Genomic DNA, 23,596 nt, shown 5'->3' on the forward strand with positions numbered 1-23,596 from the left:
GTTTATAATGATAAAAATAATGATTTTACCACAAAAAAAGCAGGGTTAAGGGTATCATACCTACCTGTGACAAAAAACCTGCTGTAGGGCTTGCTATGCGGTCTAGAGGGAAACAATTTCCCTTCCTGTTTTAGAACGGTTTTAAAGGTAGATTACCTAACATTAGAAAACGCCTGGCAACAGTTTTGTTCATTATATTTATGCATTGATTCTGCATATTTAAAACATATATTCATGCATAAAACCAACAGCCAGGCATATGATTTTGCCTGTTTTTGTATCGTAGAATGTGGACATTTTGCTTGTTTTCGTTCATGGTGTTGTTTGTTATGTCCGATAACACAGCTTATGTTAAATTGCTCTATACCTGGTATACAGAGTCACGAAGGGGTTTGTTGTTAACTTATGTTGTTATTATGTCGACAATCCCTGTTAAAAGCAAGGGGGTAAATTTTGAGAATCCAAAGCCGGGTACCTGGCACGACAGGCGACGGTATTGTGTTTGGGGAAGGTGTTTGTAGTGATTTTTAAAAAAAAACCTGCTTGTATAAATATATTATGTTTGGTATATTAAGACTTAGGAAGGGAGAGTACATGGTTCTTTGGGAATGTATGTTTGATTTTGAATTGAAAAATGGTCATGGATATAGGTATTATCTAGCTTGAGTGTGTGGGGGCGTAGCTCAGTTGGGAGAGCGCATGGTTCGCATTCATGAGGTCGTGGGTTCGAATCCCATCGTCTCCACCAGGAAAATCAAGGCTTCGTGGGTATCGCGGAGCCTTTTGTTATGTTAAATTGGTGACAGTTTAGTGACAATTACTTAAAAACAAGTGCCAATAAAGACCAATAAAAAACTTAAGCAGGCTAGTTATGCCTGCTTTTTATTTTGGCTTGTTCTATTGTCTGCTGCAGGATGGCCGCCATTTTGTCAGCGGTTTCCTGTTCGGCTGATTTTAGAAGGTGGGAGTAAATATTCATGGTTGTTGAAGTTTGAGCATGGCCTAGTTTTCCGGCGACTTTAAATTGTGCTACTGGTCGGTTTTTAAGGCTGGATCGCTTTTTTAACCCTATGGCATTACCCAGGTGTAGGCAGCAGCGATGATAGGTAAGAATGTTTACTAGGCCGCTCGTTTGAGCAGCCTATTGAGTTTTTTGGGGGGCTATCTTGTTTGTTTAATCGTTAAAAAATTTTGTGATTTGGCTTACAGAATAGAAACACGGGAAGAAGTTACTCATGTTCTTGTAACATGGGTAATTTTTTTGTTTTTTTACTCATATTTTATTGAGATAGAACGTTACCTGGTATATAATGGTAATAGAGAGGTGAAGCTGTATGGATCAAGTAAAGCTTTTACCGCCAGAAGCGGAGCTTGAAACCAAGACGGTGTTAAAGCAACTGGCAAGGTCGCATAGGGCGTTGGCGGAGCTTAAAGGGTTTGCCGATATGATACCAAATAAAAATATTCTTATTAACGCTGTAACTATTAACGAAGCCAAAGATAGCTCCGAAATCGAAAATATTATTACCACGCATGACGAACTGTTTAAAGCGATGTCGCTTGAGAATTATAACAACCCGGCGGCAAAAGAGGTGGTAAACTATAGAACCGCGCTTTGGCATGGCTATAAACTGGTGAAGGAAAAACAACTCCTGACAACCAACATGATCATTGAAATTCAGCAGTTGATCGAAAATAACCGGGCCGGGATAAGAAAGCTTCCGGGTACCGTGCTGAAAAATGCCGCTACTGGGGAAGTGGTATATACTCCGCCAAGTGGCGAAAAGGAAATATTATTCTTTTTGGCTAATCTTGAGCAGTACATAAACGACGATTTTGATAACATTGATCCGCTCGTTAAGTTAGCTGTTGTCCATTATCAGTTTGAAATGATACATCCGTTTTATGACGGCAATGGCCGGACAGGCCGGATAATAAATGTCTTGTATCTTGTCTTAAAAGAGTTGCTGGATAGTCCTATCCTTTATCTCAGCAAATATATTATCCGGAACAAATCGGCATATTATAGATTACTGCAAGAGGTCAGGACAAAGGGAAATTGGGAAGAATGGGTGCTGTTTATGCTGGAAGGGGTGGAGCAGACCGCCGAGGAGACATTATTACTGATAAAGCAGATAAATAGTGTGATGGAGAAAACAGCTGAAGACGTTAAACAGGCACTTCCCAAAATTTATTCAAGGGAATTGATAGATTTATTGTTTTATGAATTTTACACTAAGATTCCATATATCGAAAGGGGGCTTAACGTTTCGCGGAAAACCGCTTCCGGGTATTTGGCGGCGCTAGAAGAAAAGGGTTTTTTGGTGTCGCAAAAGATCGGCAAGGAAAAAATCTTTTTAAATACGCGCTTGTTTGAAGTTGTGCGCCAAGCCGGTATGCAAAAATAGGTTTGTTGTGCAGCGCAAATAACTTCCCGTATTTTTGCCGGGAGAATGGGCGCAAAATCCTAGAAAACCTTTCGTGCATTTTCGTTGGCCGTTTTTTCAGTGGTAGTATCGACGACGATAGGGTATCAATTTCTTTATCTGTGCAGGTGCAATGCTCATTAAGCGAAAAAACGCGTAGGCATTGACAACATCCGTTTGTTCCCTTCCCGTGTGGGTTTTGTCGACTTCATGGAAGGGGATTATTTTGGTGTTGGCAATTGCTTTTTTTATGCCAAATTGTAATTTTAACTGTGCAGTTTATTGCCATAAACACCATAAGGGTCAATGGCCAGCGCGCGCAAGGCAGCGACAATTCTGGCCTGGGTTGGCCCTCAAGGCGGTCGAGGTATCGTTCGGCATCGCGCGATGCACCACCTTGGGGAGATGCCGGATAATCCGGATAATCCGGATAATCTGCTTGCGTTCGAGCATACATACCATCCTTTCCCCAATCGCCTCACTACTCACAGTATACCGGCCGCGGCTGGTTCAAAGGGCAAAATGAGCTGGCGCTGCACTTGGCGCAGCCTTTTATTGTATTATATTTTTATATAGCGTTAGCATAGCATCGAATTGCAAAGGGGGGAACGACTGTGGACCAAGAAGTTCTTGGAGAAATTGCCGCAGCCTGGCGCAGTGCCGACAATATTGTTGTCTTTACCGGCGCCGGCATGAGCACCGAGTCGGGGTTGCCGGACTTTCGCTCTAAACAGGGTTTATGGGAAGACCGGCCGGAAACGCTCGCCACCTTGGCGGCACTGAAGGCTAAGCCTGACGAGTTTTACTTTTTTTATCAATGGCGGATTGCCCGCCTGTGGGAAGTGCGGCCAAACCCTGGGCATTTGGCGCTGGCGGAACTAGAGCAAGCCGGCTTTGTAACAAGGCTGGTTACACAAAATGTCGACGGGCTGCATCAGCGGGCTGGTTCGCAAGGGGTTGCAGAACTCCACGGTACGTTACGAACAGTAAGCTGCACAGAATGCGGCAGCCAATATGACAGCCGACAAATGTTACCCCATAATAATACTTGGGAAGAAGATTATAAAGCAGGGCGCTACCGTCATGGGAGCGAGTGTTATTGTCCCCGGTGCCAAGGGCAGCTACGGCCTGATGTTGTTTTGTTCGGCGAGCCGCTGCCCGACAACGCTTGGAATGAGGCTGTCCGGTGGAGCCGTAAAGCGGATTTTTTTGTGGTCATCGGCTCGTCGCTTGTTGTCAGTCCGGCTAATTACCTGCCCCAATTGGCAGTCGAACAGGGCGCTAAACTGCTTATCATTAATAGTGATAGCACGCTGCTGGATGATGCAGCGGCCTGGCTAATACGGGAAAAAGCAGGAGAAGTGTTGGTGCGGTTAAAGGAACTAATCTTGCGTCCATAGTTTTACGCCATAAGTTTTACGAAATTGAAAGGATCCGGAATAGGACTAACCACAGTCTTGTTCCGGATTTTAATTTAGGAGCCGCCTATAAGCAAAAGGTTTGTGACTAAATTTATTTACAAAATTGGTAATTTTTTCATGATAACATGCTATAATTAAATGCGAGTTTATTTGTAGTAGACATTGGTTGTAAATTGACCGAGGAGGTGGCTTTTAAAACCACGTTAACACCAAAAGTTAACAAATTTTTTTAGCAATGGGAGGGGTGTTATGACAGACAAAGTTTTACCAACGCAGTCCGGCAATATAGCGCCAAAACCGGAAAAGAAACAATCGGAAGAGCTGCATGTCTACGCCTTAATGTTTGGTTTTGTTGTTCTTTTAGCCGCTTTGACCTGGATTATTCCTGCCGGCGAATATCAACGGGTTAAACAAGGCGGGATGACAAAAGTTGTTGCCGGAACGTTCCATACCGTTCCTGCTAATCCCCAAGGTATTTTTGATATATTTGCCGCTGTTGTTAAGGGCTGGGAGCAAGCAGCCAATCTGATTTTTATGATATTCTTCATCGGCGCAGCAATTAAAATTCTGGAAGAAACCGGTGTGATCGGTGCAGGTATGACCCGGCTGGTGTCTAATCTCAAGGGCAAAGAAATGTATGCCCTTGCCATTGTAACGCTTATTACCTCATTTGGCGGTGCCATCGGCGTGCTGGCTAACTCGGTGGTGGCGCTTATGCCGTTGGGGCTTATGCTTTCGAAAGCGCTTGGTTATGATGAGGCGGTAGGGCTGGGGATGATTTATTTGGGGGCTTATGCCGGGTTTAATGTTGGCTGGGCCAATGTATCAACCGTTGGTATTGCCCAAAGTATCGCCGAACTGCCGCTCTTTTCCGGGCTCTGGATGCGCGTATTCTTCCACCTGTTCAATGTCGTCATAATCATTGCTTTTCTTTATTTATACTGTAAACAGATTAAGCAAGACCCGACCAAGAGCCTGACTTACGGCCTGGACCGTCCGGCGGCGTCAACTATAAACGGTTTTGGCGAAGTGGGTGAATTTACTCTTCGGCATAAACTGGTAACCTTAATTGTATTAGTCGGATTTGGAGCCATTATCTACGGTTCGATGAAGCTCAATTGGGGGATAAGTCATTTCTCGATAGCCTTCCTGATGATGGGTGTTGCGGGTGGTTTAACCGGGGGGCTTGGCGTTAACGGCACCTGTAAGGCCTTTGTAAGAGGTCTCAATTCCATCGTGTTTGCGGCATGCGTGGTAGGCATGGCGCGCGCCATTTCGGTGGTAATGGTGGAGGGGAAAATCATTGATACCATTGTCCACTATCTTTCTTTGCCGATTGGCAGTATGGGACCGGTGCTTGGCGCGAATATGATGTATGTGGTCAATATTATCGTCAACTTTATTATTCCGTCCGGCTCGGGGCAGGCGGTGACCGTAATGCCGCTTATGGTTCCTTTGGCCGACCTTACCGGTATAACCCGGCAGGTGGCAGTTCAGGCCTTCCAGTTCGGCGACGGCTTCGCCAACTGTATTGCGCCCACGGCCGGTACATTAATGGCTTGTCTGGGGATTGCCGGAATTCCCTTTGACCGTTACGCCAAATGGTTTTTGCCGGTCCTGGCAGTTCAGCTGCTGCTGGGAGCAGTGGCGATAACGGTATTGCAGATGATCGGGTGGCAAGGCTAGTCCGGCAATACCGGTTTCAACAGGCAAATATAAGGGGGAGAAACTATGGTGCAATACGATGCTTTATATAATCCCTATCCTTCACGCCGGAGCGTGGTGTATGCCAGAAAAGGGATGGTGGCCACAACTCAGCCGTTAGCGGCCCAGGCCGGTCTGGATATGCTCAAGCGCGGGGGCAATGCGATTGACGCGGCGATTGCGACGGCTGCTTGCCTTACCGTGGTCGAGTCCACTTCGAACGGGATAGGCGGCGATGCCTTTGCCTTAGTTTGGACGCAAGGGCAGCTGCATGGGCTCAATGCCAGCGGCCCGGCCCCGCGGGGGATATCGGCCGATATTATTAGAAAAGGCGGTTACGAAAAAATGCCGGCGTTTGGCTGGATACCGGTTACCGTTCCGGGAGCGCCGTCGGCCTGGGCGGAACTATCCCGAAAGTTTGGCAAGCTACCACTCACCGAGGTGCTGCGGCCTGCGATCGAGTATGCGGAAACCGGTTATCCCGTGTCGCCGGTGATCAGCAAGCTCTGGCAGCTGGGGGTCGACCGCTACAAAGCGCTGCCGGGGGAAGAATTTAAATATTGGTTTGAGACTTTTGCGCCGGCAGGACGGGCGCCAGCGGCCGGGGAAATTTGGCGTAGTCCTGATCACGCCCGGACGCTGCAGCTGATTGCCGAAACACAAGCCGAGGCGTTTTACCGGGGCGAGCTGGCCGAAAAAATTGATGCCTTTTCCCGGCGGTATGGCGGTTACTTGCGGCAAGAAGATTTAGCCGCTTATCGGCCAGAATGGGTAGAGCCCATAAAAGTCAATTACCGGGGCTATGATGTCTGGGAAATCCCGCCCAATGGGCACGGCCTGGTAGCCTTGATGGCCTTGAACATCCTTAAAGGCTTTGATTTTGCGGCGAAAGAAGCGGTCGATACCTACCATAAGCAGTTTGAAGCTATCAAGCTGGCCTTTGCCGATGGTATGAAGTATATAACAGACCCGGCCAGAATGAAAGTAAGGGTGGAAGACCTGCTGTCTGACGCTTATGCGGCCGAAAGAAGAAAACTAATTACCGATAAGGCGCTTACACCTGCGCCCGGACAACCGCCGAAGGGCGGCACGGTCTATCTTGCCACCGCTGACGGTGAAGGCAATATGGTTTCGTATATCCAGAGCAACTATATGGGCTTCGGCTCCGGGTTGGTCGTTCCGGGAACAGGCATAAGTCTGCATAACCGGGGCAATAACTTTTCCCTTGATCCGACGCATGACAACTGTATTGAGCCAGGCAAGAAACCCTATCATACTATTATTCCAGGCTTTTTAACCAAAGACGGAAAAGCGGTAGGACCTTTTGGCGTCATGGGCGGCTTCGTGCAGCCGCAGGGACATGTTCAGGTTGTTATGAATACGGTTGATTTTGGCCTTAATCCACAGGCCGCGCTTGATGCGCCGCGTTGGCAGTGGACCGAAGGAACAACCATCGAAATTGAGCACGCTTTTCCCGAGTATTTGGCCGAGGCGCTGCAGCGTATGGGCCATAATATTAAGCGCACCGTAGGCAATCATACTATGGGACGCGGTCAAATTATCTGGCGAAATGACCAAGGAGTGCTAACCGGGGGCACCGAGCCGCGGGCCGACGGCGTAGTGGCTGCGTGGTAAATAATAAAGGCCTGCAATATTGAATATTGCAGGCCTTATATGTGCGCCCAGCATGGGCGCTGGCTTGGTGGTGAAAACTATTATGGCAAGGTGGCGCCGGTTTGTTGTTGTCAAGCAGGGTCGTTTACCGCGAGGCTGGGTCTTTTGCAAGGGTTACAAAATGCTTTGTCAAGTTGGAATTTCCGGAAGTATTTGGGAAGTATACAAAAAACATTAATTGTGTTTATAGACAGAGGGCAAAAGTATTGCTATATTATATAATGATTACATTTTTTCCAAGGAGAGAGGCGGAAAATGAATAAAGTTAACGATGTTTTGGGGACTACCAATAGGGGCAATCCCGTAGAGTCAGGACTGTGTACTCTTTGCCGGGCAGATTGTCAGGGAAAGTGCGAGACTTGGTTGTCCAGCATCCGGGGGAGAAAGTTGCTATATCCCCGTGACTTTGGCGTCGTAACGGCGGGTAGCGGTAACACGACTCATGTCGGCGTGTCTTACAATTCAATTAGGATTCAAGGTTACAACTATGGCGCTCAGGGCCTGCCACCGGGTCTTTCCAATTCTCCCGACGATTGTATTTTCCCTAATGTAAATCTGGAGAGTGAATTTGGCAGCGAGGTAAAAACAAGATGCAGAATGCCGCTTATGACCGGCGCGCTTGGCTCAACCTTTATTGCCGCCAAGTATTGGGAGTCTTTTGCTATAGGAGCGGCTTTGGTGGGGATTCCGATTGTCGTTGGTGAAAACGTTGTCGGTGTTGACAAGGCATCGGTCATTTCTAATGGTAAGATAACCGAAGCGCCCGAGCTTGATCGGCGGATAAATTGTTATTTACGCTATTATGATGGATATGGGGCAATTATCGTTCAGATGAATGTCGAGGATACCAGAAATGGTGTTGCCGAATACATCATAGATAAATATGGTGACAAGGTTGTACTCGAGCTTAAATGGGGTCAAGGCGCTAAAGATATTGGCGGCGAGATTCAGGTTAAAGATCTTGATTACGCTATCTTTTTAAAAGAGCGGGGATATGTTGTCGATCCCGATCCGACACTGCCTGAAGTTCAGGAAGCTTTTAAACACGGGGCGATCAGAACCTTTGCGCGACATAGCCGGCTTGGCTATACCAACATGTCGTCGGTAGAGCAGGTCCAGGAAGACTTTATGAATAACATCCAGTATTTAAGGGATCTTGGATACAAGCGGATTACACTAAAAACAGGTGCTTACGGTATGGAGGCGCTGGCAATGGCGATGAAATTTGCCACCGATGCCAAATTGGATTTATTGACGATAGACGGTTCCGGCGGCGGGACCGGAATGAGCCCGTGGAATATGATGGAAACTTGGGGTGTACCTGCCGTCCTGTTGCATGCCAAGGCCTATGAATATGCTACGGTGTTGGCCAGCAAGGGCAAAAAAGTAGTAGATCTTGCTTTTGCCGGCGGTCTTGCGCGGGAGGACCACATATTTAAGGCTCTCGCCCTGGGGGCGCCATATGTGAAACTTGTTTGTATGGGCAGGGCGTTGATGATTCCGGGCTTTTTGGGTTCCAATGTGGAGGGCGCCTTACACCCTGAGCGCAAAGCAAAAGTAAGCGGAAATTGGGATAATTTGCCGCCAAGCTTCAAAGAATATGGGTCGTCGCCACAGGAAATATTTGCCGGCTACTATGATGTGCAGAAGAAAGTTGGTAAAGACGAAATGAAGAATATCCCTTATGGCGCGATTGCAATGTGGACACTTGCCGATAAACTGGCTGCCGGGCTTCAGCAGTTAATGGCAGGGGCAAGAAAGTTTACAGTTGCGGCAATTTCAAGGTTTGATATAGCCGCCGCCAACCGTGAAACCGAGAGGGAAACAAAACTTCCCTATATTACGGACATTCAGAACGAAAGCGCGTATAAGATCCTTAATTCTTAATTGTTAGTTACCCGTTATAAAAAATAGCGATAAATATTCGAGGGACTACCCGGAGCAGGTAGTCCCTCTTTTGCTGTCTTGATGAAAATCACCAACTCCGTTTTCGAAATGGCCGAGTGAGGAGCGGTGAGGCAGGACAAATCACATATTTTGCGAAAATATAAAATCATGGTTGTTTTTGTCCGGTTCAACTGACATGTCTGGCGGAAAATGTATCGTTGCTCCGAACAATGGTGAAAATTGACGTCCGGCAAAAATAAAGAAGGGCAGGCGAGGTGGTAGCTTTGCCTGATATCGGACCGCTGCTGTGGGATATTGTCCGGAATGTTGCTCTGGTCGGGATAGGGGCGTACCTGACTACCCGGCTTCCTTCCATTCGCCGCGCTCTAACGGCATCGGAATACCGGTTGTTCGACAGATTAATATTGGCGATGGTATTTGGGGCTTTTTCCGCTTTCGGCAACTGGATCGGCATTCCGGTAATGGGTTCGTTTGCCAATACCCGTATCGTCGGCCCGGTGGCCGGAGGACTATTGGGCGGGCCGCTGGCAGGCATCGGCGCCGGCATTATCGGCGCCATCCCCCGCTACTTTATGGGCGGCTTCACGATGTGGGCGGCGGTACTGGCTAATATTGCCGCCGGCTGCATTAGCGGGATGGTTCGCAAAAAATGCGGGGCGCAGCGTATCAACTTAAAGGTAGCGTTGGCGACGGCCGTGCTCTGCGAACTGGTGCTCAAGGTCCTGGTTTTAACCCTTTCTAAGCCTTTTTCCGCGGCCTGGGAGCTGGAAAAAGTCATTGCGCTCCCGACCATTATCGCGAACAGCCTGGCAGTGGGGCTTTTCATATATATTGTCCGCGACGTGTTTGCCGAGCAGGAGAAAGCCCAGGCCCGGTCGGCCCAACAGGCCATTCGCATGCTGCAGCAGACCAGCGGCTTTATGCACAAAGGGTTGAACAGGGACACTGCCGGCAATGTGGCCCGGATCATTTACCGTGAAACAAACGCGGCCGCGGTGGCGATCACTGATACGGAAAAAGTGCTCGCCTTTGTCGGCGCAGGCGCCGATCATCATCGGCCCGGCCAGCCAATTTTGACAGAGGCCACGAAACAAGCCATTAAGGACCGCCGGACAATAATCATCAATAATAAAAATGAAGTAGGCTGTCCTACCAAGGGATGCCAGCTTACGGCCGTAGTAGCTGTGCCGCTCATTGTCAGTGATGAGCTCGTTGGCGCCATTAAGCTGTACAAAACCGACAATGAGGTTATTTCTTCCTATGAAGCCGAGCTGATCCGGGGTATTGCCGATTTTCTGAGCCTTCAATTGGCCCAACGCAAACTTGTCGAGCAGCAAATGCTGCTTGCCCAGGCGGAGTACAATATGCTTAAAGCCCAGATTAATCCCCACTTTTTGTTTAACACACTGGGCACTATCAGAGCGATGACTCGGATAGATCCAGGTACGGCCCGAGCCCTGATTAAGGACTTATCCGATTTTTTGCGCAGGGTCTTGAACCGGGAAGAGGAAATAACAAGTCTGCGGGAAGAACTGGAAACCGTTCGTATTTATGTTCGGATTCAGCGCGAGCGGTTCCAGGACAGGCTGAGATTTTTCGAACATATCCCGGAAGAACTTTTAGACTGCCGGGTGCCGGTGTTTTCGCTCCAGCCACTGGTGGAAAACGCCGTAAAACATGGTGTATCACCGAAAAAAACCGGCGGCACAGTTATTCTCCGCGCGTGGAAAGACCAAGACGACTTATGTATTGCGGTCGAAGACGACGGTGTAGGATTTGCGGCGGCGAAAAGAGAAGCGGGCGGCGGGATTGGCCTATACAATGTCCATAAACGACTACAAATACTTTATGGAAATAAATATGGCCTGCGTATTGAGAGTGCCGAAAAAGAGGGCACGCGGGTTATTGTCCGTCTGCCTGAGGCACGAGCGGGAGTGGTGGCGTGAATAAGCTGAAAGTTCTCATCGTGGACGACGAAGAAATTATGTGCCGCGAACTGAAATACCTGCTGGAAGAACAAGGGGTGGCCGAGGTTGTCGGCGTTTGTTACAACGGCGAAGATGCGCTGGCCATGGTTGGCTCAATGAAACCTGACGCCGTTTTCTTGGATATCCGGATGCCGGGGCTCAGCGGCCTGGAAGTAGCCCGCCGCCTGTCCGGCCTGAAAGACCCCCCGCACGTGGTTTTCGTCACCGCCTTTAGCGAGTTCGCCGTCGAAGCGTTTGAAGTCAATGCCCTGCACTATATTCTAAAACCCTTTGACGAGCAGGATATTGAGAAAGTTATGCGGCGGCTTATGCGCGTACGGCCAACGTTTTCCCAAGCGCCGCGACACTTTCGCAAACTGTGCGTTGAGGGGCGGGACAGGCTTGAAGTTATTGATGTGGATCGGATTCAGGTCATCTACGCCAAGAACCGTATGGTCTATATTCAGACTGTTGACGGGGAGAAATATACAGCAAAACATTCTTTACAGGAATACGAGGAAATATTGGACGGGCGCCAGTTTTTTCGCTGCCACCGCAACTATATTGTCAATGTCGACCGGATCAAACAGCTTGCTGCGTGGTTTCACCGCGGCTATATGCTGACCCTCGCGGGCAAGGAAGAGGTAGAGGTGCCGGTGGGCCGCATTTATGCCAAAAAGCTCAAAGAATACATTCAGTTTTAATAACAAGGGGCAAAACCACAAGCCGACGGACTGTCGTATGCTTGTGGTTTTTTGTATCGCCTTTTGTGTGGTTTAGTCCCGATTTTGTGGCGCTCGTCAAAAAATGATGTACTAAATTAAATATTCGCAATACCATCAAAAGTAAAGCCGGACTAGCAGGGGACGTCTTAATTCCGACCGGCAGATTCCGGTTAAGTGGAGGGACGCCGCTCCGGCAAAAATCGGACTATGGGGGAATAGTTGCATGGCCAACCGTTTTGAGGAATGGGGCAAAAAGTATGGCTTAATTGCCGCAATTTTAACCGGACTTGCCATTTGGGCAATCCCTACCCCGGCGACCATGACCGTTACCCAGCATAAATTGCTGGCGATCTTCGGCGGGGCGGTGGTTGCCTGGATAACTATCGGCATCAATTTTGCCGTAAGCACCTTTGCCATTATCACATTATTATATTTTTGGGTCGGCAATCCTGACGGCAAACTGGACAAGGCAGGGCAGCTCATCCGCAATGCTGATTTCGCCGTAGGTGGCTTTGCCTCGTCGTCGCTGTGGCTGTTAGTGACCGGTTTTGTCATTTCTATCGCCATGACCAAATCAGGGGTAGCCAAACGGTTGGCGCTGCACATGATGCGCATTTGGGGGCGCACACCGGCGGGGGCGGTTTATGCTTCCATGCTGGCCAACTTTATAATCGCCCCGCTAACGCCGTCGAATACTGCCCGCACCGCCGCCATGCTGCCCATCATGGAAGGCATTGCCGAAGCCTACCAGGCCGTACCCGGGCGGAGCAATTTCGGCAAAGCCCTAATGTTGGCCGGTACCTTTACTTCAAATATCACCGGGTCAGCCTTTCTTACCGGCACCATTCCCAACCCCGTGGCGGTCGGCATGATTGCGGCCGCGGCGGGAGCATCGCTGTATACCACCTGGAGCTATTGGGCGTTGGCGGCGGTGCCGACCAACATTATTATTTTGTATCTTACGGGCCGGCTGCTGCTCAAGATGTTTCCGCCGGAAGTGACGGCACTGCCTGGCGGCGTTGATTATATCAAGCAGGAACTTGCCGCCATGGGGCCGATGTCCGCCCGGGAAAAGAAAGCCATTTTCTACTTTTTGGTCGCCCTTGTCCTATGGTCTACAGATATCTTTCATAAATTTAACTCCACGATGGTGGCTTTCCTGGTTTCGTTGCTTATATTTATCCCGAAGATTGGCGTTCTGGAGTGGAAGGAAACGGAAAAATCGTTGCCGTGGGAGCTGTTTGTCTATTTCGGCGGCGTGCTGACCCTAAGCGGGGCCTTGATGAAGACCAAGGCTTTCGAATGGCTGATAAAAACGCTGTTGGCCACCCTGGGACTCCAGAATATCCCCATGATGCCGCTGCTCATCATTTTGATCGGTTTCAGCATCTTCAGCCATGTCATCTGGTCAACGACAACGGCCATGGCCGGGGTGATGATTCCCATCTATATCGGTCTTGCCCAGACATTGGGCTTCAATGTCGTAGCCTTTGTGTTGCCGCTGGCGATTATGATGGCTTATGCTCTCTTTCTTCCCTTTAATACCATGGGCAACATCATCATGTTTGGCACAGGTTATTATACCGTTACCGAACAAATCAAGTCGTCGGTCGTGCTGGGGCTTATCATCTGGGGACTGTGGATTGTTACCGCCTTTACCTGGTGGAAGTGGATTGGCCTGCTATAATGTAATATATTGGTTAGGGAAGGAGCGGTTAATATGGCAAAATTGCCGAAAATGGTGCGCATAAAGCAGATTTTTGCCCGGCCGCGGGTAGACGATGCTAGCGCCGTAGCGGCAGCTGAGCTGGTTAAGCTGAAGCTGAAAGACCGGATAAAACCGGGACAAACTGTTGGCATTACCGTCGGTAGCCGTGGTATCCAGAACATCCTGCCTATTCTCAAGACGGCCGTTGAGCACGTTCGGTCGCTGGGCGCCAAGCCCGTACTGCTGGCGGCGATGGGCAGCCATGGCGGCGGAACTGAGGCCGGTCAGATGGAGGTGCTGGCGGGGCTTGGCATAACCGAAACGAATATAGGGGCGCGGATTATTCCCTGCGCGGTGAACGAAGTAATTGGTCATACCCACGAAGGTATTCCGGCCTATATCCTGAAATCCGCCCGGGAAGTTGACGGCATTCTGGTTATCAACCGGGTAAAAACCCACACCTCGTTTAAGGGGAAAGTGGAGAGCGGCCTGATCAAGAAGCTGGTCGTCGGTCTCGGCGGCCCGCTGGGCGCCCAGCAGTTTCATGGGTTCGGCAGTGCGGAACTGCCCCGGCTGCTGGTCGAAATCGGCGAGGTGCTGCTGGCGAAACTGCCCATTGTGGGCGGGCTGGCGATAATCGAAAATGCCTACGAAGAAACTGCCCTCATCCGCGCCGTAGCGCCGGCGGGCATGATTGCCGAAGAAAGCGAACTGCTGGCCTATTCTAAAAGCCTTATGCCGGCCTTGCCGGCGGATAACCTTGATTTGCTGGTTATAGAAGAGATGGGCAAGAACTACAGCGGTACCGGCATTGATACCAATATCATCGGCAGGGCGCGCATTCAGGGCGTGCCTGAACCGGAAAAACCTTTCATCAAGCGCATTGCCGTCCTCGATTTGTCGCACGAATCCCATGGCAACGCTACCGGCATCGGTCTGGCCGATTTTGTCACCAAGAAGCTGGTGGACAAAATGGACCGACACAATACCTATTTAAATTGTCTGACCAGTACGTTTGTCGTGCGGGCGGCCATTCCCATGTACTTTGACACCGAGGAAAAACTGTTCGAGGCGGCGCTGTACAGCCTAAGCAGCATTCCGCCGGAAAAACTGCGGATGGTGATCATTCCCAATACTTTGTTTTTAACCGAGTGTCTGGTATCCGAAGCGCTCATTCCTGAGCTGGCGGCGCGGCCGGGCATCGAATTGATCGGCGAGCCGGAAGAAATCTGGTTTGACGGCGATGGCAACCTGCAGCCACGGATTGGCCGGACAGCTCATTGTTAGCTATACGGACGCTAAAGGCGGCGTTTATATTTGCCTGCTGTGGACTGGCGCACTGAATTGAAATAGTAATTTTGAAATAATAGGGAGGTACGAAGCCATGATCCAGTACAACAAAGTTACCCCAGCCGTAGTTGAGGCGCTCAAACATATTGTCGGTGACAAATATGTCATCACCGACGAAGAGAAAATGCTCCCCTACAGCCATGACGAGGTTACCGACAGCCGCTACCACCATATGCCGGAAGTAGTCGTCCTGCCGCGGACGGCACAGGAGATTGCCGAAATTGTCAAACTGGCCAACCGTGAGCTTATTCCCATCGTACCCCGCGGTGCGGGCACAGGGCTAGCCTGCGGCGCCGTACCGGTGCACGGCGGCATTGTCCTCAGTCTTGAACGCATGAACAGCATACTGGAGCTAAATACCGACAGCTTGTATATGGTTGTCGAGCCGGGCATTCGCACCGATGACGTGCAAAACGCCGCCCGCGAGGCCGGACTGTTCTACGCGGGCGACCCGTGCAGCGGCGACAGCTGCTTTATCGGCGGCAACGTTGCCACCAACGCCGGCGGCAACCGGGCGGTAAAATACGGAACGACCCGCGACCAGGTTTATGCCATCGAGGTGGTAACGCCCCGCGGCGATATTGTAACGTTAGGCGGCCGCCTGGAAAAGGTAACTACCGGTTACCGCCTGGACCAGCTGATCATTGGCTCAGAGGGCACGCTGGGCATTATCACCAAGATAACGCTCAAACTTATGCCTCTGCCCCAGCATGTCGTCGATCTGCTGGCCGTATTTCCGGACATTGATACGGCCATCGGCCTGGTGCCCAAACTTATCAAAGCCGGGATAACGCCTACCTGTGTGGAGTTCATGGACAATATCACCATTCGGAGCGTTGAGCGCTTCCTCAATGAAAAGCTCCCCCATAGCGAAAACGGCCATTATGTTATCGTTCAGGTCGAAGGCGAAAACGAAGACGACCTGGACAACAAGAGCGTGCTTTTGGACGAGCTGTGCACCGAGCACGGCGCGATGAGCGTTTTGGTGGCCGACCCCAAAAAGATTTGGCGGGCGCGCAAGTCGTTCGCCGAGGCCGTTCGGCACGAAAGCCTCATTCAGGCCAAGGAAGACATTGTCGTACCGGTTGACCAGATCCCGGCGATGATGCGCGAAATTGCCGTCTTAAGCGAAAAATACGGCCTGGCGACCCGGACGGCCAGCCATGCCGGCGACGGCAACATCCACCTGAATATCTTGAAAGGCGACATGCCGGATGGGGAATGGGATGCCAAGCTCGACGCTTTCCAGCACGAGCTATATAAGTGCGTATACCGGCTGGGCGGCAAGTTGTCCGGCGAACACGGCATTGGTTACAAACGCAAACAGCTTATGCAAGAATTTACCGATCCGGTGGAACTCGAGATGATGCGGGCGATTAAAAAGGCTCTGGACCCCAATCTTATTCTCAACCCGGGCAAAATTTTCGATGTATGAAAATGCGAAGCGGGCGCATAAAGCGCCCGCTTATTTTAATGTGGGCCCGGTATGGCGGGTTTTAACCTTGTGCGGCAATAGTCTCCCGCCGCTAAGCTACCTTACTCATGCCAGTGAGAGCGTGTACCGCATATACCCGAACAAAACCACGCGGGCAAAAACAAGGCCAGGCTGTGGGGTGCCCGACGAGAGGCAGCGGTAATACAATGTAGCAGACATGGCAACAAGGGGCGAGGAAACATGAGCATGCAGGAACGGTTTAGCCGGTGGAACGAGTGGTTGGCCCGGCGGATGTTTTTACTGGTGCTATTGGCGCTGGGGCTTGGCTTTAGTGTGAAGCTGCCGGCCGGACCGGCTGTTAAAGGGGCGGTCATTGGCCTTTTTGCGTATATGACATTCGTTACATCCATTGGCATCAGTTTTCGTCAGTTTTTTCGCGTCCTCAGCCGGCCCTGGGTGCCGCTATGGGTGCTTGTTCTTGTCCATGTGGTTACACCGCTGGTGGCGTGGGGGGCGGGTCAGCTTTTTTATCCCGATGACGCCCAGCTCCGTCTGGGCTATCTTATCGGCGCGTCTATTCCTATTGGCGTAACGTCGATAATCTGAACATCGCTTACAAAGGGCAATCTCGCCGTGTCGCTGGTGGCGGTCACCCTTGATACGCTGGCGGCGCCGGTGTTGTATCCGCTGTTTTTCAAGGCCGTCGCCGGACAGGCGCTCGCTTACGATTTTACCGGCATGGTATTGGAGCTGATGGGGATGATTACCATCCCCAGTCTGGCGGGCATGGCCCTCCATGATGCGGGCGGCGGAAGGTTTGCCCAATTTTCCAAAACGGTTGGTGGCTGCAGTGCAAAAGTGGCTTTTTTTCTCGTTGTCTTCATTAACGCCTCGCTGGTGGCCCCGGCAATGGAGTGGAGCCTGACGCTGCTAAAAATGCTGCTGGTCAGCCTGCTGCTGGTGACCGCCGCCTATGCGGTAGGTTTTCTCGGTTCCTTTGCCCTCCGGGCGCGGTCACGGGACATAGTGATGGCGATGATTTACAATGTGGGCCTGCGCAATATCGCTTTTGGTCTGGTGGTGGCGCTGACGTACTTTCCGCTGGCGGTGGCGGTGCCGGTGACGCTGTTTATGCTGTATCAGCAGCCGCTGGCTACCATTATTCCTTACTTGTTTGCCCGGTTTGACCGCCTGTGCCGGTCAGAATAAACCCGCTGGGAAAGGCTCTCGCCAGGGCAAAGCGGCGCACCATTAGGTTAAGGCTATAATCGGGGCGGTGGCAGCGGAATAATAAAAGGAAGCAGGAGCGTGGGTAACCGGCAGGGAATTGATGGAGAGTGACAATATTGCTGCCGCAAAGGATGGAGATAGATGAAATTACCGCAGGCTTTTCTGGAAAAAATGCAGGACCTGCTGGGCGGCGAATTCGCCGCTTTTCTTCAGAGCTATGAACTGCCGCGGGCGGCGGGGCTCCGGGCGAACAGCCTGAAAGTGACGGCGGCAAAGCTGCGCGCGTTGCTGCCGTTTGCCGTCGAACCGGTGCCATGGTGTCCGGACGGCTTTTATTACGACGATGCCGCCGTGCGTCCGGCCAAACACCCCTACTTTTACGCCGGACTGTATTATATTCAGGAACCGAGCGCCATGCTGCCGGCCCAGATGCTGGCGCCTCAGCCGGGAGAGCGGGTGCTCGACCTGTGCGCCGCTCCGGGCGGCAAGTCGGTGCAGCTTGCTGGTCAATTGGCGCGGCAAGGGCTGCTCGTTGCCAACGACATTCATCCGCAACGGGCGAAGGCGCTGCTAAAAAATCTCGAGCGGTGCGGCGCCGTCAACGCCGTGGTTTGTAATGAAACGCCTGACCGTTTGGCCCGTGTCTTCGCCGGCTTTTTTGATAAAATTTTGGTCGACGCCCCCTGCTCCGGGGAAGGCATGTTCCGCAAAGACCCGGACATGGTCCGGACATGGAGCGAGCAGGCGGTGGCCAAATACGCCGCCTGGCAGGCGGACATCCTTCGCCATGTACCGGCCATGCTGCGCCCTGGCGGCACGGTTGTATACTCAACATGCACCTTCTCGCCCGAAGAAAACGAAAAGCAGCTTGGCCGTTTTCTCGCCGGCCATCCGGATTTCGCTCTGGAAGGCAGTGAACGGCTGTGGCCGCATAAGGTACGGGGTGAAGGGCATTTTGTGGCCAAATTGGTCCACCGGCAGACGTCCGGGGACGAGCCTGTGCCGGCATCGCCCCGGCGGCCGCCGCTTGCACCGGCGGTGCGGCAGGCGCTGGCTGACTTTGCCCGTCAGGTATGGGGACAGGCCGACGCCTGGGAAGCGTGGCTGCCGGAGGGCGGCACGGTCGTGGAGCGGGCCGGCCATGTCCTGTGGGAAAGCGCTGCTCTTCCCGGCCTAAAAGGGTTAAGGATCTTGCGCTCCGGCTGGCTGCTCGGCACGCTGGAAAAGGGGCGGTTTCGCCCCAGCCAAGCGCTGGCGCTTGGCTTGCCAGAGCCGGCCGTTGCCGAAGCCCGGCAGCGCTGTGACTTTACGGCCCGGGATGAAGCGGGGCGGTATGCCGCCGTCCGCTATTTGCGCGGCGAGACCGTCCAAGCGGATGAACGGGATTGGCCGGCCGGCTGGCATCTGGTGGCGGTGGATGGCTTTGCCCTGGGGTGGGCTAAGGGCGCCGGCGGCTGGCTGAAAAACGAATATCCTCCCGGCTGGCGCTGGGAGGACGGGGAGGAAGGATAAGATGGCCGGTAAAGAGCGGCAGCGGTTGGATAAAGTGCTGGCCCATTTGGGTTATGGCTCACGGCGGGAAATTAAAAAAATGGTAAAGGCCGAGCGTGTTACCGTCAACGGTGCGGTTGCCCGCGACCCGGAGCTGCATGTTTTTCCCTGGCAGGATTGCATCGAAGTGGATGGCGAGCCTATCCATTACCGTGAATATATTTATTTAATGATGAATAAGCCGCAGGGCGTGCTATCGGCCACCGAGGACGCGGCCGGCAAAGTGGTGGTCGACCTGCTGCGCCCCGAGCATAAGGCTTTTGCCCCCTTCCCCGTCGGCAGACTGGATAAGGATACCGAGGGACTGCTGCTATTGACCAACGACGGTCAGCTGGCCCACCGGCTGCTCTCGCCGAAGAAGCATGTGCCTAAGCGCTATTATGCCCGGGTGAAAGGGGAAGTAACGGATGCGGATCGGATGGCCTTCCAGGACGGCGTGATCCTTGACGACGGCTACCGGACGCTGCCGGCCGAGCTGACCATTGTGCGCAGCGGTCCGGTGTCGGAGATCGAACTGGTCATATACGAGGGAAAGTTCCACCAAGTCAAGCGGATGTTTGCCGCCCGGGGGAAAACGGTTACTTACCTAAAGCGGCTGGCCATGGGGGCGTTGGTTTTGGACGAAAAATTAGCTCCCGGCGAGTACCGGGAGTTGACCGCGGGCGAACTGGCGAAGATCGACGGACGGCCAGCGGCACTAACTTAATTTTAGGATATAGATTCCGGCGACCATAAAGCCGATACCGACAAGCGACCGCCCGATCGATACATTATCGCCGAGGATGACGATCGAAAAGAAGAGGAGAAATAGATAATAGATAAGCGTTTGGCCGGCGACGGCGGCTGTGAGGTTTTGCCAAAAAGCGTGGGCACGGGCGTAGCCCAGGGCGAGGGCGGTGTTGGCAAGAAACAAAATGGGCAAGGAGTACAAGTAAAATTTGGCGATGGACAGCCAATCGGCGGCGACATGCTTTACCTGCCAGGAAACAAGCAGGGCCAAAAGGACGGAACCGACGAGAAAATAAACGAGTGTTAAGGCCATGGCGACCACCTTTCACTAGGCCGAATACGGGCTGAGAGCAGAGGCTACCTTCGGGAATTTTTGCCAGATAACGGCCCGTATAGGTACGGCAGGGAATTGACAGGCTAATAAGGAGGTTTTAATTAAGTTGTGGAGGTATGCTTGTGGACGGGAAAAAACAGCAAAACAAAGACAATATGACGCATCGGCCTGACCAGATGGTAGGCCAGGAGGAAAACAGCCAGTACGTTATGGAAGTTGTCGACAGCCTGCCCTAAAAATACCCGAACATCCAAGGCGCCATGTTTCGCATGGCGCCTTGTACTTTAGCCTATAGACCGATAAACCGGACTTTTTCTTTGAGCTCGGGGTCTTTGCGGGGTACCGGCGCCGGTGTTTCGGCCGGGTAACCCAGCGGGGTGACGGCGACGATTTCTTTGCTTTCGGGGATGTCGAGAATGGCGTGCAGCTTATCCTGTTTGGCCAACGGGCCGGTCATCCAGCAGGTGCCAAGACCTTCGGCCGTCGCGGCGAGGAGGAGGTTTTGGAAAGCGGCAGCCATGCTTTCCAACACCATCTTGCGGCGGGCGGGGTCGCTCTCCCGGGGGCAGCATTGCACCACCGCCAGCGGGGCACCGCCAAGAGTGCTGTACCAGTGGGCAAAAGCTTTTTGCTGCTCGGTCCGTTCGGCTTCCGGCGGCAGGCGCAAGTTTATTACCTCACGGCACACGTCGCGAAGCTCGTCCAGCTTACTGCCGCCCACGACGAGAAATTCCCATGACTGCTCATTCATGCCCGACGGCGCCCAGTTGGCGGCAGCGAGCACTTTCAGTACCAGTTCTCTGGGAACCATGTCGGCTTTGTATTTGCGGATGCTGCGCCGCTGTTTGATGACGTCGTAAATATCCATGCGGTTTCCTCCTTAAACATTTTGTTTGTTTTTTCCACAAGATGTACGAATCTCCTGCCGCCGTGTCGCCGGCCGCGCTTGAGCCGTCCGCCGGTACTTTTGGAGCGGCAAGCAGACGTTCGGCAGGAAAACCGGTAGCGGCAGGCGAACTGCTTTTTGGAATATTATGGCCATATTTTTGGGAGAGAAAACAATTGCTGACACGTCGACAATTTTTGAAACTGTTCGCCACAACGGTCGCGGTAACGAGCGCCCTGGAACTTGTTATGCAGATGCCTACCGGCAGCGGCGCCGCCAACCAGGAAATTCCCGTCTTGCTTTATCACCGGGTAGGCCATACCCGCGGCCACCTCACCGTTACGCCCGAGCGGTTCGCCGCCGATCTGGCCGAACTGGCCGGCGCCGGCTACCGGACAATTACCCTTGAGCAGTTTGAAGCATTTCTCCAGGACCGCAATGTCGAACTGCCTGATAAACCGCTCCTCATCACCTTCGACGACGGATACCGGGATAACTACGAGCAAGCTTTTCCGCTTTTGCAGCGATACAATATGCAGGCCGCCTTTTTTATCATTACCGGGATGATCGGTCAGCCGGAGCGGCTGTCGGGCGCTCAGATCAGGGAGATGGCCGGCGCGGGCATGTCCTTTGGCTCCCATACCGTCAGCCACCGCAGCCTGGGTGACCTGCCGGTGCCGGAAATTCAGCAGGAGCTGGCCCTCTCCAAGTTTGACCTCGAGGACTTGCTTGGCCAACCGGTGCGCTCTATCGCCTACCCCAAGGGCAGCTATAACTACGATACGATTAAACTGGCCGAAGAGAACGGCTATATTGCCGGATTTACCACCCTTCACGGCAAAAGCTCCAAGAAAACGCACCCCTTTGCCTTGCGGCGCATCCCCTTGTTCAGTTTTGACGGCGATATTTGGACGATTATGGCCAAACGGGGGCGGGTGGAGTGAAAAGCAAAAGCATCAGGACCGCTATTGTCAGTCCTGATGCTTTTATATTGCCCGCCATGTCTTAAAACATGCCTTTTTTCCAAAGGGTAAAAGCACTGATGCCGGTAATGGTTGTCGCCAAGAGGAAAACATAGAGGAAGCCATAGGCGCTTTCGCTAAAGGGCACATTGACGTTCATCCCCCAGAAACTGGCAATTACGGTTGGTATGGCCAGCAAGATGGTCATGGCCGCGAGAAACTTCATAACTATGTTCAGGTTGTTAGAGATAATGGAAGCAAAGGCGTCCATCATGCTGCTGAGGATGTTGCCGTACATTTCGACCATTTCGATAGCCTGCTTGTTTTCAATGATGACGTCTTCCAGCAGGTCTTCGTCCTCTTCATACATTTTAATCAGGTGCTGCAGTTGGGTATTGCTGCGCAGGCGCAGCAGCTTTTCCAGAACGATGCCGTTGGAGCGCAGCGACGCGGTGAAATAAGTGAGACCTTTTTGCAATTCCAGAAGTTGGAAAAATTCCTGGTTTTGCATCGACCGCCGGAGCTGCAGCTCAATATCGTCGGAGCGGCGGTTGATTTGCTCGAGAAATTTAAGATACAGCGTCGCCGACTTGTACAGGATTTGGAACAGGAACCGCGTCTTTTTAAAGGTGCTGAAGGTTTTGGCGGTGGAACTGTTGAAGCAGGCCAGGACGTCGTTTGGCTCCAGGCAGACCGTGATGAAGTAGTCAGCGGTGATAATAATGCCGAGCGGCAGCGTATCGTACATGTCTTTGCCCCGCATAATGGGAATGTTGGTAATTACTAGTACATAGTTATCCTCAATTTCCACGCGGGAACGTTCTTCCTCGTCCAGCGCCGCCTTAATAATGTCATGCGGTAGATTGGTAGCGGCCGCAACGGCGTCGATTTCTTCCGCCGTGGGGTTGATAAGGTTATACCATGCCCCCTTGACCGGCGCCGAACTAAGTGCCAATTCGTACAGCGTCTCACAATTGCTTTTATAGATTTTGAGCACGGTGTTTCCTCCTTTCTTGCGGGGAAACACCCATTCTTGTGTTTCTAAAACTTAGAAAAGCAAGAAAAATGGATATTTCCCCTCTTTTGTTGTAAAAATAATCGTGGCGATGAACTAGGTCGGTCTACATCCATTTTTCTCACCTGCCCAGGTTTTTTTATCTGTTTACTTAAACTATAATCCTATATATTATAATAGTCAATAGAAAGGATAAAAATAACCGCGCAACATAAGGGCTGGTATAAAATTTCCCAAGCGGAGATTAGTGTCAAGAGTCTGTGAAAATGTCACCTAAATTGGTCTATGAAAATGTCACACTTGTTGTATTTTGTAATCAACCCAGGTCTGGATTTTAGACTTTCTTCTGGCCGCGGTCAAGGATAAAAGCTACGCTCGCCTGTTAGGCGTCCTTGACCGCGGCCATCGAAAGTCAATGTTAAGGTTGAAGGGTTGATAAATACTCCTTTTTAACCCAGTACTTCCGTTTTCGTGCGGTCTGGCGTATAATTACTTCCGGTGTTTGGTATTCGGAAGCCCTTACGCCAAGGGTGATCCGGGGCAGGCCGCCGTGGTGTAGGAGGCGGACCTG

At 51.8% G+C, this 23,596-nt stretch carries 17 protein-coding genes, 1 tRNA gene and 1 pseudogene; 16 read left to right on the forward strand and 3 right to left on the reverse strand.

What is annotated here, in order from left to right; all coding sequences use genetic code 11:
* Positions 1-672 precede the first annotated feature (672 nt).
* From BLQ99_RS13995 to BLQ99_RS14065, 15 genes and pseudogenes are all read left to right on the forward strand, one after another.
* A tRNA-Ala gene (locus BLQ99_RS13995) sits at positions 673-748 on the forward strand.
* Positions 749-1,334: 586 nt separating this feature from the next.
* Positions 1,335-2,408: a Fic family protein gene (locus tag BLQ99_RS14000; protein WP_093692037.1), complete on the forward strand. Its 1,074-nt coding sequence runs from the start codon at positions 1,335-1,337 to the stop codon at positions 2,406-2,408.
* Positions 2,409-3,040: 632 nt separating this feature from the next.
* Positions 3,041-3,826: an NAD-dependent deacylase gene (locus tag BLQ99_RS14005; RefSeq protein ID WP_216093676.1), complete on the forward strand. Its 786-nt coding sequence runs from the start codon at positions 3,041-3,043 to the stop codon at positions 3,824-3,826.
* Between the two features lie 270 nt (positions 3,827-4,096).
* A complete protein-coding gene (locus BLQ99_RS14010; protein WP_093692039.1) occupies positions 4,097-5,533 on the forward strand; it encodes a YfcC family protein in 1,437 nt (478 codons plus the stop codon).
* 45 nt (positions 5,534-5,578) lie between these two features.
* Positions 5,579-7,186: a gamma-glutamyltransferase family protein gene (locus BLQ99_RS14015; protein ID WP_093692041.1), complete on the forward strand. Its 1,608-nt coding sequence runs from the start codon at positions 5,579-5,581 to the stop codon at positions 7,184-7,186.
* Positions 7,187-7,480: 294 nt separating this feature from the next.
* The gene (locus BLQ99_RS14025) at positions 7,481-9,112 is read left to right on the forward strand and encodes an FMN-binding glutamate synthase family protein (RefSeq protein ID WP_093692045.1); all 1,632 of its coding nucleotides are present in this window, start codon (positions 7,481-7,483) and stop codon (positions 9,110-9,112) included.
* Positions 9,113-9,396: 284 nt separating this feature from the next.
* Positions 9,397-11,079, forward strand: a complete 1,683-nt coding sequence (locus BLQ99_RS14030; protein ID WP_171904699.1) for a LytS/YhcK type 5TM receptor domain-containing protein — start codon at positions 9,397-9,399, stop codon at positions 11,077-11,079.
* Complete coding sequence (locus BLQ99_RS14035; protein ID WP_093692049.1) at positions 11,076-11,804, forward strand: LytR/AlgR family response regulator transcription factor; 729 nt, start codon at positions 11,076-11,078, stop codon at positions 11,802-11,804. The genes BLQ99_RS14030 and BLQ99_RS14035 overlap by 4 nt, the downstream gene beginning before the upstream one ends.
* Before the next feature lie 244 nt (positions 11,805-12,048).
* Positions 12,049-13,512 carry an SLC13 family permease gene (locus BLQ99_RS14040; RefSeq protein WP_093692051.1) on the forward strand — a complete coding sequence of 488 codons (1,464 nt, stop codon included), beginning with the start codon at positions 12,049-12,051 and terminating at the stop codon, positions 13,510-13,512.
* Between the two features lie 33 nt (positions 13,513-13,545).
* Positions 13,546-14,820, forward strand: a complete 1,275-nt coding sequence (locus tag BLQ99_RS14045; RefSeq protein WP_093692053.1) for a nickel pincer cofactor-dependent isomerase, group 22 — start codon at positions 13,546-13,548, stop codon at positions 14,818-14,820.
* Between the two features lie 97 nt (positions 14,821-14,917).
* Complete coding sequence (locus BLQ99_RS14050; RefSeq protein ID WP_093692055.1) at positions 14,918-16,318, forward strand: FAD-binding oxidoreductase; 1,401 nt, start codon at positions 14,918-14,920, stop codon at positions 16,316-16,318.
* 240 nt (positions 16,319-16,558) lie between these two features.
* Entirely contained in the window at positions 16,559-16,924 is a 366-nt protein-coding gene (locus BLQ99_RS15220; RefSeq protein ID WP_245690506.1) for a hypothetical protein, read from the forward strand.
* A 12-nt stretch (positions 16,925-16,936) separates the two neighbouring features.
* Positions 16,937-17,527 (forward strand): annotated as a pseudogene (locus BLQ99_RS15225) (bile acid:sodium symporter family protein); the annotation flags it as partial.
* A gap of 162 nt (positions 17,528-17,689) precedes the next feature.
* Entirely contained in the window at positions 17,690-19,060 is a 1,371-nt protein-coding gene (locus BLQ99_RS14060; protein WP_093692057.1) for an RsmB/NOP family class I SAM-dependent RNA methyltransferase, read from the forward strand.
* Position 19,061: 1 nt separating this feature from the next.
* Positions 19,062-19,805 (forward strand): pseudouridine synthase, encoded by a 744-nt coding sequence (locus tag BLQ99_RS14065; RefSeq protein WP_093692059.1) that lies wholly within the window; start codon positions 19,062-19,064, stop codon positions 19,803-19,805.
* Here the strand turns inward: BLQ99_RS14065 and BLQ99_RS14070 are convergent.
* Complete coding sequence (locus BLQ99_RS14070) at positions 19,797-20,141, reverse strand: hypothetical protein (protein WP_093692061.1); 345 nt, start codon at positions 20,139-20,141, stop codon at positions 19,797-19,799. The two genes, BLQ99_RS14065 and BLQ99_RS14070, sit on opposite strands and share 9 nt — an antisense overlap.
* Positions 20,142-20,451: 310 nt before the next feature.
* Entirely contained in the window at positions 20,452-21,030 is a 579-nt protein-coding gene (locus BLQ99_RS14075) for a nitroreductase family protein (RefSeq protein ID WP_093692063.1), read from the reverse strand.
* A gap of 194 nt (positions 21,031-21,224) precedes the next feature.
* Here BLQ99_RS14075 and BLQ99_RS14080 point away from each other — a divergent pair, with 194 nt between their 5' ends.
* Positions 21,225-21,992, forward strand: coding sequence for a polysaccharide deacetylase family protein (locus BLQ99_RS14080; RefSeq protein ID WP_093692065.1), 768 nt, complete (start codon positions 21,225-21,227; stop codon positions 21,990-21,992).
* A gap of 61 nt (positions 21,993-22,053) precedes the next feature.
* Here BLQ99_RS14080 and BLQ99_RS14085 read toward each other — a convergent pair whose 3' ends face one another.
* A complete protein-coding gene (locus BLQ99_RS14085; protein ID WP_093692067.1) occupies positions 22,054-23,007 on the reverse strand; it encodes a magnesium transporter CorA family protein in 954 nt (317 codons plus the stop codon).
* Positions 23,008-23,596 lie beyond the last annotated feature (589 nt).

This window comes from Sporolituus thermophilus DSM 23256, assembly GCF_900102435.1.
Taxonomy (GTDB): domain Bacteria; phylum Bacillota; class Negativicutes; order Sporomusales; family Thermosinaceae; genus Thermosinus; species Thermosinus thermophilus.

What these genes read in the sequence shown, in the direction of transcription:
- BLQ99_RS14000 (WP_093692037.1), top strand. Translation starts at nt 1,335, where the DNA reads ATGGATCAAGTAAAGCTTTTACCGCCAGAAGCGGAGCTTGAAACCAAG.
- BLQ99_RS14010 (WP_093692039.1), top strand. Translation starts at nt 4,097, where the DNA reads ATGACAGACAAAGTTTTACCAACGCAGTCCGGCAATATAGCGCCAAAA.
- BLQ99_RS14015 (WP_093692041.1), top strand. Translation starts at nt 5,579, where the DNA reads ATGGTGCAATACGATGCTTTATATAATCCCTATCCTTCACGCCGGAGC.
- BLQ99_RS14025 (WP_093692045.1), top strand. Translation starts at nt 7,481, where the DNA reads ATGAATAAAGTTAACGATGTTTTGGGGACTACCAATAGGGGCAATCCC.
- BLQ99_RS14040 (WP_093692051.1), top strand. Translation starts at nt 12,049, where the DNA reads ATGGCCAACCGTTTTGAGGAATGGGGCAAAAAGTATGGCTTAATTGCC.
- BLQ99_RS14045 (WP_093692053.1), top strand. Translation starts at nt 13,546, where the DNA reads ATGGCAAAATTGCCGAAAATGGTGCGCATAAAGCAGATTTTTGCCCGG.
- BLQ99_RS14050 (WP_093692055.1), top strand. Translation starts at nt 14,918, where the DNA reads ATGATCCAGTACAACAAAGTTACCCCAGCCGTAGTTGAGGCGCTCAAA.
- BLQ99_RS15220 (WP_245690506.1), top strand. Translation starts at nt 16,559, where the DNA reads ATGAGCATGCAGGAACGGTTTAGCCGGTGGAACGAGTGGTTGGCCCGG.
- BLQ99_RS14060 (WP_093692057.1), top strand. Translation starts at nt 17,690, where the DNA reads ATGAAATTACCGCAGGCTTTTCTGGAAAAAATGCAGGACCTGCTGGGC.
- BLQ99_RS14065 (WP_093692059.1), top strand. Translation starts at nt 19,062, where the DNA reads ATGGCCGGTAAAGAGCGGCAGCGGTTGGATAAAGTGCTGGCCCATTTG.
- BLQ99_RS14070 (WP_093692061.1), bottom strand. Translation starts at nt 20,141, where the DNA reads ATGGCCTTAACACTCGTTTATTTTCTCGTCGGTTCCGTCCTTTTGGCC.
- BLQ99_RS14075 (WP_093692063.1), bottom strand. Translation starts at nt 21,030, where the DNA reads ATGGATATTTACGACGTCATCAAACAGCGGCGCAGCATCCGCAAATAC.